Source organism: Streptococcus suis, from assembly GCF_016775005.1.
In the GTDB taxonomy this organism is placed as follows: Bacteria; Bacillota; Bacilli; order Lactobacillales; family Streptococcaceae; genus Streptococcus; species Streptococcus suivaginalis.
In genome coordinates, this window is the sequence record NZ_JAEUXI010000007.1 from 51,732 (window position 1) to 66,120 (window position 14,389).

General features: G+C 43.9%; 13 protein-coding genes. 6 read left to right on the top strand and 7 right to left on the bottom strand.

Annotation, left to right across the window (positions count from 1 at the left end; translation table 11 throughout):
• On the bottom strand, positions 1-714 hold the full coding sequence (gene mecA / locus JNG37_RS08415) for an adaptor protein MecA (protein WP_158457309.1): 714 nt from the start codon (positions 712-714) through the stop codon (positions 1-3).
• Between the two features lie 130 nt (positions 715-844).
• Positions 845-1,708 carry an undecaprenyl-diphosphate phosphatase gene (locus tag JNG37_RS08420; RefSeq protein ID WP_238336303.1) on the bottom strand — a complete coding sequence of 288 codons (864 nt, stop codon included), beginning with the start codon at positions 1,706-1,708 and terminating at the stop codon, positions 845-847.
• A 116-nt stretch (positions 1,709-1,824) separates the two neighbouring features.
• Here JNG37_RS08420 and JNG37_RS08425 point away from each other — a divergent pair, with 116 nt between their 5' ends.
• A complete protein-coding gene (locus JNG37_RS08425) occupies positions 1,825-3,375 on the top strand; it encodes an ABC transporter substrate-binding protein/permease (protein ID WP_238336307.1) in 1,551 nt (516 codons plus the stop codon).
• A complete protein-coding gene (locus tag JNG37_RS08430) occupies positions 3,368-4,111 on the top strand; it encodes an amino acid ABC transporter ATP-binding protein (RefSeq protein ID WP_158457305.1) in 744 nt (247 codons plus the stop codon). The genes JNG37_RS08425 and JNG37_RS08430 overlap by 8 nt, the downstream gene beginning before the upstream one ends.
• Before the next feature lie 96 nt (positions 4,112-4,207).
• On the opposite strand, the gene JNG37_RS08435 is transcribed toward JNG37_RS08430, so the two are convergent.
• The 5 genes from JNG37_RS08435 to JNG37_RS08455 form a co-directional block, all read right to left on the bottom strand.
• A complete protein-coding gene (locus tag JNG37_RS08435) occupies positions 4,208-4,417 on the bottom strand; it encodes a capsule biosynthesis transcriptional regulator (protein WP_158457303.1) in 210 nt (69 codons plus the stop codon).
• Between the two features lie 213 nt (positions 4,418-4,630).
• On the bottom strand, positions 4,631-5,884 hold the full coding sequence (ilvA, locus tag JNG37_RS08440; protein ID WP_449276440.1) for a threonine ammonia-lyase IlvA: 1,254 nt from the start codon (positions 5,882-5,884) through the stop codon (positions 4,631-4,633).
• 716 nt (positions 5,885-6,600) lie between these two features.
• Entirely contained in the window at positions 6,601-7,623 is a 1,023-nt protein-coding gene (ilvC, locus tag JNG37_RS08445) for a ketol-acid reductoisomerase (protein WP_158457299.1), read from the bottom strand.
• A 45-nt stretch (positions 7,624-7,668) separates the two neighbouring features.
• Positions 7,669-8,145 carry an acetolactate synthase small subunit gene (ilvN, locus tag JNG37_RS08450; protein WP_158457297.1) on the bottom strand — a complete coding sequence of 159 codons (477 nt, stop codon included), beginning with the start codon at positions 8,143-8,145 and terminating at the stop codon, positions 7,669-7,671.
• On the bottom strand, positions 8,138-9,841 hold the full coding sequence (locus tag JNG37_RS08455; protein ID WP_158457422.1) for an acetolactate synthase large subunit: 1,704 nt from the start codon (positions 9,839-9,841) through the stop codon (positions 8,138-8,140). Before JNG37_RS08455 ends, ilvN begins: the two co-directional genes overlap by 8 nt.
• A 266-nt stretch (positions 9,842-10,107) precedes the next feature.
• Between JNG37_RS08455 and JNG37_RS08460 the strand changes: the two genes are divergently transcribed.
• The 4 genes from JNG37_RS08460 (at position 10,108) to ilvD (ending at position 14,348) form a co-directional block, all read left to right on the top strand.
• Positions 10,108-11,166, top strand: a complete 1,059-nt coding sequence (locus JNG37_RS08460) for a bifunctional glycosyltransferase family 2/GtrA family protein (RefSeq protein WP_238336304.1) — start codon at positions 10,108-10,110, stop codon at positions 11,164-11,166.
• Positions 11,153-12,082 (top strand): phosphodiester glycosidase family protein, encoded by a 930-nt coding sequence (locus JNG37_RS08465; protein ID WP_158457295.1) that lies wholly within the window; start codon positions 11,153-11,155, stop codon positions 12,080-12,082. Before JNG37_RS08460 ends, JNG37_RS08465 begins: the two co-directional genes overlap by 14 nt.
• Positions 12,063-12,470, top strand: coding sequence for a hypothetical protein (locus tag JNG37_RS08470; protein ID WP_158457293.1), 408 nt, complete (start codon positions 12,063-12,065; stop codon positions 12,468-12,470). Before JNG37_RS08465 ends, JNG37_RS08470 begins: the two co-directional genes overlap by 20 nt.
• 162 nt (positions 12,471-12,632) lie before the next feature.
• Positions 12,633-14,348 (top strand): dihydroxy-acid dehydratase, encoded by a 1,716-nt coding sequence (gene ilvD, locus JNG37_RS08475; RefSeq protein ID WP_158457291.1) that lies wholly within the window; start codon positions 12,633-12,635, stop codon positions 14,346-14,348.
• Positions 14,349-14,389: the final 41 nt, after the last annotated feature.

Here is a 14,389-nt window from a genome sequence, read left to right on the forward strand (position 1 = left end):
TCAGACCTTTCTCACAGTGGCCAAGGCCGCCTGAGGCAACAAGAGATACCCATGCTCTTGAAGGACAGCACGGGTCAAGTTGGAATCCTTACTATGTTCCAGCATTCGCGCCAAGACATACTCTGGGTAGTTTCTAACCTTATGCTCCACATGAATCAAAACTGTCATGTAGTAGCGACCATCCATTTTGTAGAGCTCAGACTCCTCGATATCAAAATCAACTGTTTGACTAAATTGATGCAGTTGTTGGAAATCATCAAATTCAAGGATGTAATAGATGTAGCGACGATCCTCTTCCTCTTCTTCAGCATCCAAGCTATCCACTTCTTCCAAAAAATTCACTGCTGCACTGTCCGCTGCACTCTTACTACGCAAGGAATCTTCAAAAGTCTTAAATAACTGTTCTGGAGAAAGCTTGGACACATCATCCAAGTTGGACAAATCTGCCAGGTCTTCAAAATCTAACTGCTGGTCAATTTCTGACTTGGTGACAAAAATATCCACACGATCAGGTTTTGGCGTTACTCGAAAACTAAGCATCCCACTTTCCTTGAAATGATTTGGCAGATCCAATTCATCCAAGACAGTGTAGAAAAAGTCTTCTGTTTTTTCTTGAGGAATCAGAAAATCAGCGATCTCCATCCCTCTTTCTTCTAAATCGTCTAATAAAATGGTGATTTTTAAGGTCGAATCACTTATTTGCTTGACTTTCATCACATACCTCTTACTTTCATTGCCCTTGCTCGAAAAAAATAAGCCTAGGGCTACACTCATACAGGGTTACTTCCTTCATTATACAAGAAAGAAGCGTATTTTACAAAAAAAAAGCAGACTTGTCTGCCTTTTAAAAGATCAATGTAAAGAGATAATAGAGGAGTAAGAGCGTCCCCAATCCGATACGGTACTTCCCAAAAATCGTGAAGTCATGGCGTTTGACATAATCCGTCAAAAAGCGGATGGCTAAAAGAGAAACCCCAAATGCTGTCACCATAGAAACGAGCAACAAGAACCATTGATCCCCCGTCACAGAAATCCCTTTCGCCAACAACTTGACCACCTTCAACAAGCTGGCACCAAACATAATCGGGATTCCCAAAAAGAAGGTAAATTCTGTTGCAACCTGACGGCTTGTCCCTAGTAAAATTCCCCCTAAAATTGTAGCTCCAGAACGGCTGGTTCCTGGAATCAAGGCAAGAACTTGGAACAATCCAATATAGAGAGCCGTTTTATAAGGTAGACGTGCCAAGGAAGTAACCTGCGACTCACGCGATTGATTCCATTTTTCAACATAGACGAAAGCCACACCGTAAGCAATCAACATCAAGGCAACAACTACAAAGTTGTAGAGATGCAAGTCCAACCAATCATCAAAGAGAAAACCCAAAACCGCTGCTGGCATCGCTGCGATGATAACCTTCGCCCAAAGCTGCCAAGTCAAACGAATCTCCTTAGCTGATTTACCAGCCTGGAAAGGATTCAATTTATCAAAATACAGAACCATCACAGCCAAAATAGCTCCCAACTGAATCACAACATTAAACATCGAAGTGAAATCATCACTGACCTTTGAAAACTGGACAAATTCTTGCACTAAAATCAAATGGCCAGTCGAAGAGATGGGTAGCCATTCTGTAATCCCTTCTACAATACCAAAGAAAATCGCTTTTATTATTTCAATCAAGATGTCAAACCCCATTCTTTTTTTCATATTATACCATATTCGACCTGAGAGTGAATAAAAAAACAATAGGATTGAAATTTGTCAGAATTTTTTGTAAAATAGAGAAATACTTTCAGTAAGGAGACATTATGAAAACTAAATGGATGATTTTTCTGCTGACCCTAATCAGTGTTTTTTCAATTAGCACAGGGGTTCAAGCAGATGACTACCTACGAGTTGGGATGGAAGCAGCTTACGCTCCCTTTAACTGGACCCAAGAGGATGACAGTAATGGCGCTGTTCCAATCGAAGGAACCAACCAATATGCCAACGGCTACGATGTGCAGATTGCAAAAAAAATTGCAGCATCACTAGACAAGGAACTTTTGGTCGTTAAAACAAAATGGGAAGGACTTGTCCCTGCTCTTACTTCTGGCAAAATAGATATGATTATCGCTGGTATGAGCCCAACTGAGGAACGAAAAAAAGAGATAGCCTTCTCAGATAGCTACTACACTTCGATTCCAACCCTTGTGGTTCGTTCGGACAGTGAATACGCCGATGCAAGCAGTCTAGCTGATTTTACTGGCGCAAAAATTACTGCCCAGCAAGGAGTTTACCTCTACGACTTGATTGACCAAATCCAAGGTGCCAACAAGCAGACAGCCATGGGAGACTTTTCTCAGATTCGTCAAGCCTTAGAATCAGGTATTATTGATGCCTATGTTTCTGAACGACCAGAAGCCCGCACCGCTGAAGCAGCCAACTCTGCCTTCAAAATGGTTGAATTGACTGACGGATTTACAACCAATGCAGAAGATGTGACGATCGCAGTTGGTATGCGCAAGGACGACAGCCGTATCAACCAGGTCAACCAAGTTCTTGCAGGCATTTCTGAAGAAGAGCAAATCGCTCTTATGGACAATATGATTGAAAACCAGCCTGTAGAAGAGGCAAGCGAAGGGGAAGCACCAAGTTTCTTTGCCCAAGTTTGGAACATTGTTGTCAACAACTGGCAGCAATTGCTTCGTGGAACAGGTATGACCTTGCTCATTTCCATCTTGGGTACCGTCATCGGTACAGCTATTGGTCTCCTCATCGGTGTCTTCCGTACAGCGCCAAAGGCAGCTAATAAGGCTCTGGCAATCGGTCAAAAAGTGCTCGGTTGGATTATCAATATCTACATCGAAATTTTCCGTGGTACGCCGATGATTGTACAATCCATGGTTATTTACTATGGTACTGCCCAAGCTTTTGGCCTCAACCTTGACCGTACACTAGCTGCTATCTTCATTGTATCCATCAACACGGGTGCTTACATGAGTGAGATTGTTCGCGGTGGTATCTTTGCCGTTGATAAGGGACAATTTGAAGCCGCAACGGCCCTTGGATTTACCCACAACCAAACCATGCGCAAGATTGTCTTGCCACAGGTTATTCGTAACATCCTTCCAGCAACTGGTAACGAGTTTGTCATCAACATCAAGGATACATCTGTATTGAATGTTATCTCCGTCGTAGAATTATACTTCTCAGGAAACACTGTGGCGACGCAAACCTACCAGTACTTCCAAACCTTTACCGTCATTGCCATCATTTACTTTATCTTGACCTTCACTGTGACCCGCATCTTGCGTGCAGTTGAAAAACGCTTTGACACAGACACCTATACAACCGGTGCCAACCAAATGCAAATCGAGGTACCTCATGACTAACAACATCATACTTGAAATTAAAAACCTAAAGAAATCTTATGGACAAAACCATGTCCTCAAAGACATCTCCGTGAGCGTTGAGAAAGGAGAAGTCATTTCCATTATCGGATCCTCTGGTTCTGGAAAATCAACTTTCCTTCGTTCAATCAACCTTTTGGAAACACCAACTGAAGGACAAATCCTCTATCACGGCCAAGATGTATTGGCAAAAGGCTATGATTTGACTACTTACCGTGAAAAACTAGGTATGGTTTTCCAATCCTTTAACCTGTTTAACAACCTCAATGTTTTGGAAAATGCCATCGTGGCACAAACTACTGTATTAAAACGCGATCGTGCAGAAGCTGAAAAAATCGCCAAAGAAAACCTCAACAAGGTCGGCATGACCGAGCAGTACTGGCAAGCCAAACCGAATCAACTCTCTGGTGGACAAAAACAACGGGTCGCTATTGCCCGTGCCTTATCTGTTAATCCAGAAGTCATTCTCTTTGACGAGCCAACCTCAGCCCTTGACCCGGAAATGGTCGGAGAGGTACTCAAAACCATGCAGGATCTTGCAAAATCTGGCTTGACTATGATCATCGTTACGCATGAAATGGAATTTGCCCGCGATGTTTCAAACCGTGTCATCTTTATGGACAAGGGAGTCATCGCTGAAGAAGGTAGCCCACAGCAAATCTTTGAAAATCCCCAGGAAGAACGGACCAAGGTCTTCTTGCAACGATTCCTCGGTTAGACAAGCAAAAAAGGATGGGCTTTCCCCATCCTTTTTCTCATATAAAAATAGACAGTCTGCAAAGCAAACTGTCTATTTTTATATGGCTATATCAGATTAGCCTTCAAATTTTTTATGGTTTTTATCGTAAAAATCAATCAAACCCAAAGCAGTTGCAAATGAGATGTTGTCGATTTTTGCACGACCTTGTGCAAGAGCAATAACTGACATTTCGCGTGCATTGGTTTCCTTAGAGATACGGTAACCTGTGATTTTCTTATCACGGACCCAGCCGACAACAGCGGCTACTTTTTCGTAACTTGTCATAAATGACCCCCCTTCCATTTTATTCGTGCAGTTTAGTATAATATAAAAGACTAGGACTTGTCAAGAAAAATGTTCGTTTTTTCCAAGTTTTACAAGGAAATACAGGCTGAACATCTGCCTTAAGAACCTCTGTAGTGAGCGATAATTTGGAGCAATCAGCCTCCTTTCCATTACAAACCTTGCAGTCAATCCTGCATGAAGAAAATAGGAATCTTAGACTAACATTTTATAAAGGGAATCATTTTCATGGAGATTGATGTATTGAGGATCAAACTCTTCTAAGCGTTGGATAAAGGCTGAAAAGTCATGTTTATTCCCCAGTGCAATACCAATCAGAACGGGACCTGTCCCCTTATTAGCCCGCTTGATGTACTCAAAACGAGTAATATCATCATTTGGTCCCAAGATGTGGTTTACAAACTCGCGCAATGCCCCAGGTCGTTGCGGAAAGTTAACCACAAAGTAATGCTTGATCCCTTCATAAATTAATGCTCGCTCTTCCATTTCCGGCATCCGGTTGATGTCATTATTCCCTCCTGAAATTATACAACAAACAACCTTGCCTTTGATTTGATCTTTGACAACATCAAGGGCTGCAATCGTTGCGGCACCAGCTGGCTCTGCAACAATCCCTTGCTTGGAATATAGATCAATAATGGTTTCTGAAATCCAGCCTTCATCAACTCCGACGAGTTGATCAACATGCTTACGTGCCACTTCATAAGTTGTTTTACCAACTTTTTGAACAGCAATCCCATCCGCAAACTTGTCAATGGTTTCCAGTTTAATCGGTCTTCCTTTGTCAAAGGCCGCCTTCATCGAACGAGCACCGCTAGCTTCTACTCCTATTATTTTGGTGTCCGGAGCCTGATCTTTGATATATGCAGAGACACCTGCAATCAGACCACCTCCACCAACAGGTACTAAAATGGTATCAAAGGAAATAGCCATCTCCCTCGCTTGCTCCAACATTTCAACTGCAACCGTTCCTTGCCCAGCTTGTACATTTTGATCATCAAAGGGATCGATAAAGATCTTCCCAGTTTCTTGAGTATAAGCTTGTGCTGCCTTAGCAGATTCATCAAAGGTATCACCTACCAACTTAATATCCACCTGAACTCCACCAAAGAATCGGACTTGCCCAATCTTTTGCTGGGGAGTAGTCACTGGCATAAAGATAGTTGCTGGAATCCCCATTTCTTTACAGGTATAAGCCACACCTTGTGCATGATTTCCAGCCGAAGCACATACAACACCCTGAGCTTTTTGCTCCTGACTCAATTCGGAAATGGCATAGTAAGCTCCGCGAATCTTAAAGGAACGAACAGGTTGCTCATTTTCCCGCTTAATATAAATTTGGGCACCATACTTTTCAGATAGGTAACGATCATAATCCAATGATGTACGAACAACTACATTTTGCAAGGTTTCATGTGCTTGTTGAACATGTTTTGCTTGTAAGGTCAATGGTTTTCTCCTCTTCTGGTTCATTATAGCAAATATGCAAAGAAATTTATAGAAATTATGCGCACTTCCGACTATTTCATTGCATTTTTATCATAGAGTGGTTGAAAAGAGTTGGAAATCCAACTCTTTTCAACCTTTATTTGTTATCAAGATTTGTACTAGATAGACCTAGTAACTCACTTAAGTTTTCTCTCTTAACGAGTCTCACTTTTCCATTGTAAGCTCAAATCCTTTGGTTGCCCTCGCATTTCTAGGCGACTAACTGAAAGAGTCTGGGCAATTAGCCCCGTGCAACTTCTTAGAGTTCGTGTCAACATCTCAGCGCAGTGGTTGATTGGCAGCTTTGTTCGTGATTCCCACTCCAAATCTGACCTAAGCAACTGTGCGGGGGTGGGAAGACGAACTCTTTTTAGACCAGTCGAGTTCTTTCCCACTCCCTTTCACTCCACCGGACTGACCTCGCTTTCTTGTTTCTAGGCGAGGGCTCTGACAGTTTGGGGAACTGTCAGAGGTTGGAGATGAAACTTGCGATAGCAAGTGTCTCATAGCCTATCCGAAGGCCTACCTCGCTTTTCAATTTCTGGGCGAGGACTAGAATAGCCGATCCCTAGGCTATACATTGCTTTTGTATTTCTGGGCAAGGCCTAAAACAGTCCACCTAAACTACCTCGCTCTCTTGTTGTCAAGCTCGGGTTAAAATAGTCCCCCGGACTATATTAATTATAAATCTTGAAAGAATCGTCGTCGTTGCGGCTGACGAATGGCATTGCTTTGCGGAGTTCTGCTCCGACTTTTTCGATTTCAAGTCCTTCTGCTTCTTTGCGGTAGGCTTCCATACGTGGACGGCCTGCTTTATAGTCGTTAACAAAGTCATTAGCAAATTTACCAGACTGGATATCTGCAAGGACTGCCTTCATGTTTTCTTTGACTTGGTCTGTGATTACACGTGGGCCTGATACATAGTCACCAAATTCAGCAGTGTTTGAGATAGATTGGCGCATTTTCTTGAAGCCACCTTCGTAGACAAGGTCAACGATGAGTTTCATTTCATGAAGAACTTCGAAGTAAGCCAATTCTGGTGCATAACCAGCTTCTGTCAAGACTTCAAAACCTGCCTGCATAAGGGCTGTCAAACCACCGCAGAGAACTGCTTGCTCGCCAAACAAGTCTTCTTCTGTTTCTTCCTTGAAAGTTGTTTCCAAAAGACCTACACGAGCCGAACCAACGCCTTTTGCCCAGTCCATAGCGATATGCTTGGCATTGCCAGTTGCATCTTGGTACACTGCGTAAAGGGCTGGTACACCAAATCCTTCTTCAAAGGTACGGCGCACCAAGTGACCTGGACCTTTTGGTGCACACATGAAGACATCCACATCTGCTGGTACCTTGATAAATTCAAAGTGAACGTTGAAACCATGGGCAAAACCAAGGGCATTTCCTGCTTCCAAGTTTGGAGCAATTTCTTCATTGTAAAGGTCAGCCTGGATTTCATCTGGAGCCAAAATCATGATAACATCGGCTTGTTTTGCTGCTTCTGCCACTTCAAAGGTTTCAAAACCGTCTTCTTTTGCCTTGTCAAATGATTTACCTGCACGCACACCGATGATAACATCGTGTCCTGTATCACGCAAGTTTTGGGCATGGGAATGGCCTTGTGAACCATAACCGATAACGGCGATACGCTTACCGTCAAGTGCTGCTACTGTTACATCTTTTTCATATTGCATTGTTACTGTCATAAGATTCTCTTTTCTATTTTTTTATTATTCTATAAAGGTTTAAGACTAATCTCGACTGAAACCAGTCGCACCCGTCCTCGCAATGTTCTTGATTCCATATGGCTGAATCACACGCAAGAGGGCGTCAATCTTATCTCCGTCACCTGTCATTTGAATGGTAATGGAATGAGGGGCTACATCGACAACGCTTGCACGGAAGGGTTGGATAATCGCCAAAATTTCTGCTCGCTTGGCTGGTGGAGCGACAATTTTAACCAGAATTACTTCTCGTTCCAAATGGGGAATGTCCGTCAAATCACGGACACGGACCACATCAATCAAGCGGTTCAGCTGTTTGATGATTTGTTCGACCTCATCGTGACTGGCCACGTCTACAATCACCGTCACACGTGAGATGCCATCCACTTCTGTCGGACCGACGGAGATAGATTCAATGTTGATTTGCCGACGAGATAGGACACCTGTAAAGCGATTGAGCACTCCGGAGGAATTTCGTAATTTAGCTGTTAACATTCTACGCATTGAACTTCACCCCCAACATCTCTGCATTGCTCTTGCCAGCCGGTACCATTGGTTGAACGTGCTCTGTTTTGGAAATATGCACTTCAATTAACATGGGCTTGTCTTCCAAAATGACTTTCATATCTTCAGAAAGGGTGGCTGGATTGTCAAAACTATAATGGGCAATACCGTAGGCTTCCGCTAATAGTTGGAAATTAGGCTCGGCATCAAAGACGGACTGACTGCGACGTTTATCATAGAAGGATTCCTGCCACTGACGGACCATGCCAAGCGAATGGTTGTTAATCAGAACCACCTTAATCGGCACACCATAACCATTAAGAATAGCTAGTTCCTGGTTGGTCATCTGGAAACCACCGTCTCCGACAAAAAGAACGACTTCACGGTCAGGGTTGGCTAATTTTGCTCCAATAGCTGCTGGAATACCAAAGCCCATGGTTCCCATACCGCCAGATGTCACCAATTGGCGGGCATGCTTGTAAGGATAGAATTGAGCTGCCCACATCTGGTGTTGGCCAACGTCTGTGATCACAATGGCATCTCCCTTGGTCAACTGACCAATCAATTCAATAGCCTGTTGCGGTTTGATAACCCTATCATCTTCCTCATACCAAAACGGTGCTCTGCGTTTGTTGTCCAAGACTTTGGCAGTCCAGTCGGAATAATCTGTTTCTACCGTATCTAGTTTCAGCAAGGCCTGTAAGGTCGCCTTGGCATCTCCTACGACCGGAATAGCCGTCTTTTTGACCTTACCAATCTCTGCTGGATCGATATCGATATGAGCAACTAGTGCATTTGGTGCATAAGTCAGAGGATTACCTGTCAATCGGTCATCAAAACGAGCACCGATATTGATGATGTAGTCCGCATCGTTCATAGCCATATTGGAGGCGTAAGATCCGTGCATCCCGCCCATTCCAAGAGACAGTTCATGCTCGATTGGCATAGCACCTAGACCTAGCAGGGTTGACACAACTGGAATCTGATAGCGCTCTGCAAAGGCTATCAGCTCTTGATTGGCATCGGCGTAGTTGACCCCGCCGCCTGCAAGAATAACCGGTTGTTTGGCAAGACTCAATTGCTTGAGGATTTTTTTGACCTGCAAGCCATTTGGCTCAACCGTTGGTTGGTAGCTTGGCAGGTGAATACTTGGATCATGGTAGCTGCTAACCAAAGTCTCTTGGATGTCTTTTGGAACATCGATAACGACTGGGCCTGGACGACCAGTTGTAGCAATATGGACGGCTTCTGTAATCACGCGCGGAATATCAGCCGTATCACGAATCTGGTAGTTGTATTTTGTAATAGGGGTTGTAATCCCAATAATATCTGCTTCCTGAAAGGCATCCTTACCGATCCCCCTTGTTGCAACCTGGCCGGTGAAAACCAGCAAGGGTACGCTATCCCCCATAGCATCAGCAATCCCTGTAATGGCATTGGTCGCTCCTGGACCTGATGTCACCAAGGCAACACCTAATTTACCAGTTGACTTAGCATAGCCTTCTGCCGCATGAACGGCCCCTTGCTCATGACGGGCCAAAATATGCTGAATCCCCTCAAAACGATAGATTTCATCGTATAAAGGTAAAACAGCTCCACCTGGGTAACCGAAAATCATATCAACCCCCAGTTGACGCAGGGTATCTAAAATTAGATAGGAACCCGAGCATTCTTTGTCTAATCGAAACTCTTCCAACAAGGTATCCCCCTCCTATAAATTAGTTTCTACTATAATAACATTTCACTTTGGATAATACTAGTAATTTGTAGTTATCTTCTATAATAGCACAAAGTAAAATAAAGTCAAACAATTTTCAGAAAATTCCTACATTTATTCGGTTTCTTAAAAACTCCTAAACAAATTCTTAAGCTAAACTTAAGCAAATCCCTTGGCTGGCCTGGTTTTAGGTTCCTTTCAGAAAACTCCAGTATAGTGATAGCATAGCAAAAACAAGAGAGGTTATGATTATGTATTATGTTGTTATTCCCGCCTACCAACCCGATCAAAAACTGATACAACTACTGGAACTTATGCAAAATCGTCTTTCCTGTCAAGCCATTGTCGTAGATGATGGTAGTACAGGAGAAGCGGCGCAGATTATACAAGAAGCCAAGACCTATGCAACGGTTCTCCATCACAAGGTAAACCAAGGAAAGGGACAAGCCCTTCGAACAGCCTTTCACTATATCCAAGGACTGCAAAAAGATGCCGTAATCGTCACAGCTGATGCAGATGGTCAACACGCTGTCCATGACATCGATCGTGTTGCCCACGCAGCCATCCAGCTCCCCAACCGCCTCATCCTCGGGGTCCGTCAGTTCACCAACGACATTCCTCTTCGGAGTCGCTTCGGTAACAAATTAACCCGCGTGCTCTTCCATATACAGACAGGCGTAAAGGTCAGCGATACCCAAACTGGTTTACGTGCCTTCCACTCCAACTTGCTACCATTTATGTTGACCGTTGAAGGTAATCGTTACGAATACGAAATGAACATGCTGACTCAGGCAAGTAAGAAATACAAGATTACAGAAGTCCCTATCGATACCATCTATATCGATGACAATGCTCGTTCTCATTTCCGTCCGGTTCGAGATGGGCTAATGATTTACAAAAATCTCTTCAAATTTGCCCTGGCATCTTTTAGTGGATTTTTAGTCGATTATGCAGTCTATGCTCTTGCTCTTCTCTTTCTTGCAGCAACACCGACTGCCATTCGACTCTTTTTAGCCAATGCCCTAGCCAGAGTGACTAGTTCAATCTGCAATTACTCTTTGAACAAAAAACTTGTTTTCAACAATCAGGATAGCCTGGCAAAAACAGGTAGCAGCTACTTTGCCCTTGTCCTTGTCCTCTTCTTCTGTGACACTGCCTTGCTTTACCTCTTCCATCAAGTACTCGGTATCAACCTCTACTTGGTGAAAATTGTAGTTGGCATTCTCCTCTTCTTTATCTCTTGGTTTGTCCAAAAGAAACTCATCTTTCGCGAAAGGAACTCATTTTCCCATGAAATTGCTTAAAAAACCCTTCATTTACGCTTCACTATTTGGTACACTTCTCACAGCTGGTTTTACCTACTCCATGCTAAAGACATTTGTTATTTCTGAAGCAATCACAACCGTTGCTTCAACTACCTCTTCAGCAACAACTACAGCTTCTTCGACAGAATCGATAGCTACAAGTACTGCCACCAATGTATCAACAACCGATACCTCTTACAGTGATGACAATATTCAAATTACACTTGAAACCATCACAACCAACAATACAACAGTATATGTAGCAGATATTCAAATTAGCTCAGCTGAATACTTGAAAACTGCCTTGGCACAAAATACCTATGGCACCAACGTAACGGCAAAAACATCTGAAACAGCTGCTGCCAATAATGCAATCTTGGCCATCAACGGTGACTACTATGGCGCCAACTCAACTGGTTATGTCATTAAAAACGGCGTGCTTTATCGTGACACCGTCCGTGACAATGCCTCTTATGGTGACTTGGCTATTTACGCAGACGGCTCATTTGAAATCATCTATGAAAATGAAATCACAGCCCAGGAATTGATTGACAATGGCGTTGTCAACCTGCTAGCCTTTGGTCCTGCATTGGTTGAAAACGGTGTAATCGTCGTCGATACATCGACAGAGGTCGGCCGTGCCATGTCATCGAACCCTCGAACTGCTATTGGAATCATCGATGAGAACCACTACATCATTGTCGTGGCAGATGGTCGAACTTCTGAGAGCGAAGGTCTCTCACTCTATCAACTAGCAGAAGTTATGCAGCAATACGGAGCAACGACAGCCTATAACCTTGATGGCGGTGGTTCGTCAACTCTTTACTTCAACGGTCAAGTTATTAACAATCCAACAACCAACGGAAACACTATTTCAGAAAGGGCGGTGAGCGACATTGTCTACATCGGTTACTAAAACAGAAAACAAACGCACTATTCGCACATTTATCACTTATTTAGCACTTACGGCCTTCCTCTTCATCTTCAGCCGAGTCTATGAAAGTCTCAGTTACGGCGAGGTTTCCTTCCATATGCACTACATGTTTTGTGTAGCCTTGATTGGTGGGGGGCTTCTCCTTGGCTTGATGACCATCCATCGCACCCTCTCTCGCCTGACCTACAATCTCTGGAATTCTGGCGTAGCAGTTATCACCGCAGGTTTTCTCCTCCGTGGTATCATCAACCTGTCCGGACGGTCTACAACCCTGGATCAACCATACTGGTATGTCGGTGCTGGCTTCCTGATTCTGGCTGTGTTCAGCCTCTTCATCAAGCAGGCTAAAACTGCTACTCCAACAGTATAATTTCAATAAAGTGAAACAGTTCCTCACTAATATGTGGTAGCTGTTTTCTTTTGTTTTCAAAAAATTCAGAAATTTCCCATTATTTACCAAATCCTTTTTCAATTCCCTCAGAACTATGGTATAATAAGGAAACTAATCACCAGAAAGATAAGGAGAAGAGAAATGACCGAAAAAGATACCCTAAAAAAACTCCGTCATCGTAGCTCTGTTTACGATTCGATGGTCAAATCGCCCAACCGTGCCATGCTTCGCGCAACAGGAATGACCGACGATAGCTTTGAAAAGCCTATTGTTGGGGTTATTTCGACATGGGCTGAAAATACACCTTGTAACATGCACCTTCATGACTTTGGAAAATTAGCCAAAGAAGGGGTAAAAGATGCAGGTGCCTGGCCTGTTCAATATGGTACCATCACCGTTGCAGACGGAATCGCTATGGGAACTCCTGGTATGCGCTTCTCCTTGACTTCACGTGACATCATAGCCGACTCTATTGAGGCAGCTATGGGAGGACACAACGTAGATGCCTTTGTCGCAATCGGCGGCTGTGATAAAAACATGCCTGGTTCTATGATTGCTATCGCCAATATGGACATTCCTGCCGTATTTGCTTACGGTGGAACCATCGCACCAGGTAACCTCAACGGTAAAGATATTGACTTGGTTTCTGTCTTCGAAGGAATCGGAAAATGGAACAATGGCGACTTAACTGCTGAAGAAGTTCGTCAGATTGAGTGTAATGCCTGTCCTGGACCTGGTGGTTGTGGTGGAATGTATACTGCCAATACCATGGCTACTGCCATTGAGGTAATGGGCATGTCTATTCCTGGCTCTTCTTCTCACCCTGCTGAATCTCCTGAGAAGAAGGCTGATATTGAAGAAGCTGGTCGTGCTGTTGTACGCATGCTAGAACTTGGTATCAAACCATCTGACATTATGACTCGTGAAGCCTTTGAAGATGCTATTACAGTCACAATGGCTCTGGGGGGCTCAACCAACGCTACGCTCCATCTTCTAGCCATCGCCCATGCTGCTAATGTTGAATTAACATTGGAAGATTTCAACGATTTCCAAGAGCGCGTACCTCACTTGGCAGACCTAAAACCATCTGGTAAATATGTTTTCCAAGACCTCTATAATGTCGGCGGTGTCCCTGCGGTTATGAAATACTTGCTCAAAAACGGCTTCCTTCATGGCGACCGCATCACATGTACAGGTAAAACCGTTGCTGAAAACCTAGAGAATTTTGCAGACTTGACTCCAGGGCAAGATGTCATCATGCCACTTGAAAATCCAAAACGTGCAGATGGCCCACTCATCATCCTCAAAGGTAACCTTGCTCCTGAAGGTGCCGTTGCCAAGGTTTCTGGTGTGAAAGTCCGCAACCATACAGGTCCAGCCAAGGTCTTTGATTCTGAAGAAGAAGCGATAGAAGCAGTCTTGACTGACGAAATCGTAGATGGCGATGTAGTCGTTGTCCGCTATGTTGGACCAAAAGGCGGTCCTGGTATGCCTGAAATGCTATCCCTTTCTTCCATGATTGTCGGAAAAGGCCAAGGTGACAAGGTAGCCCTTCTAACAGACGGTCGTTTCTCTGGTGGTACCTATGGACTGGTTGTTGGACACATCGCACCTGAGGCTCAGGATGGTGGTCCAATTGCCTACCTCCGTACAGGTGATTTGGTAACGGTTGACCAAGATACCAAAGAAATCACCATGCATGTTTCTGACCAAGAAATCGAAGAACGCAAGAAAATCACTGTCATTCCACCACTCTACTCTCGTGGTGTTCTCGGAAAATATGCCCACACCGTATCATCTGCCTCCAAAGGAGCCGTTACCGACTTCTGGAGACCCGAACGTTCAGGGAAAAAATAAGGAACTCAACGACCCTGTCCTCGCGGCAGGGTTTTCCAAAA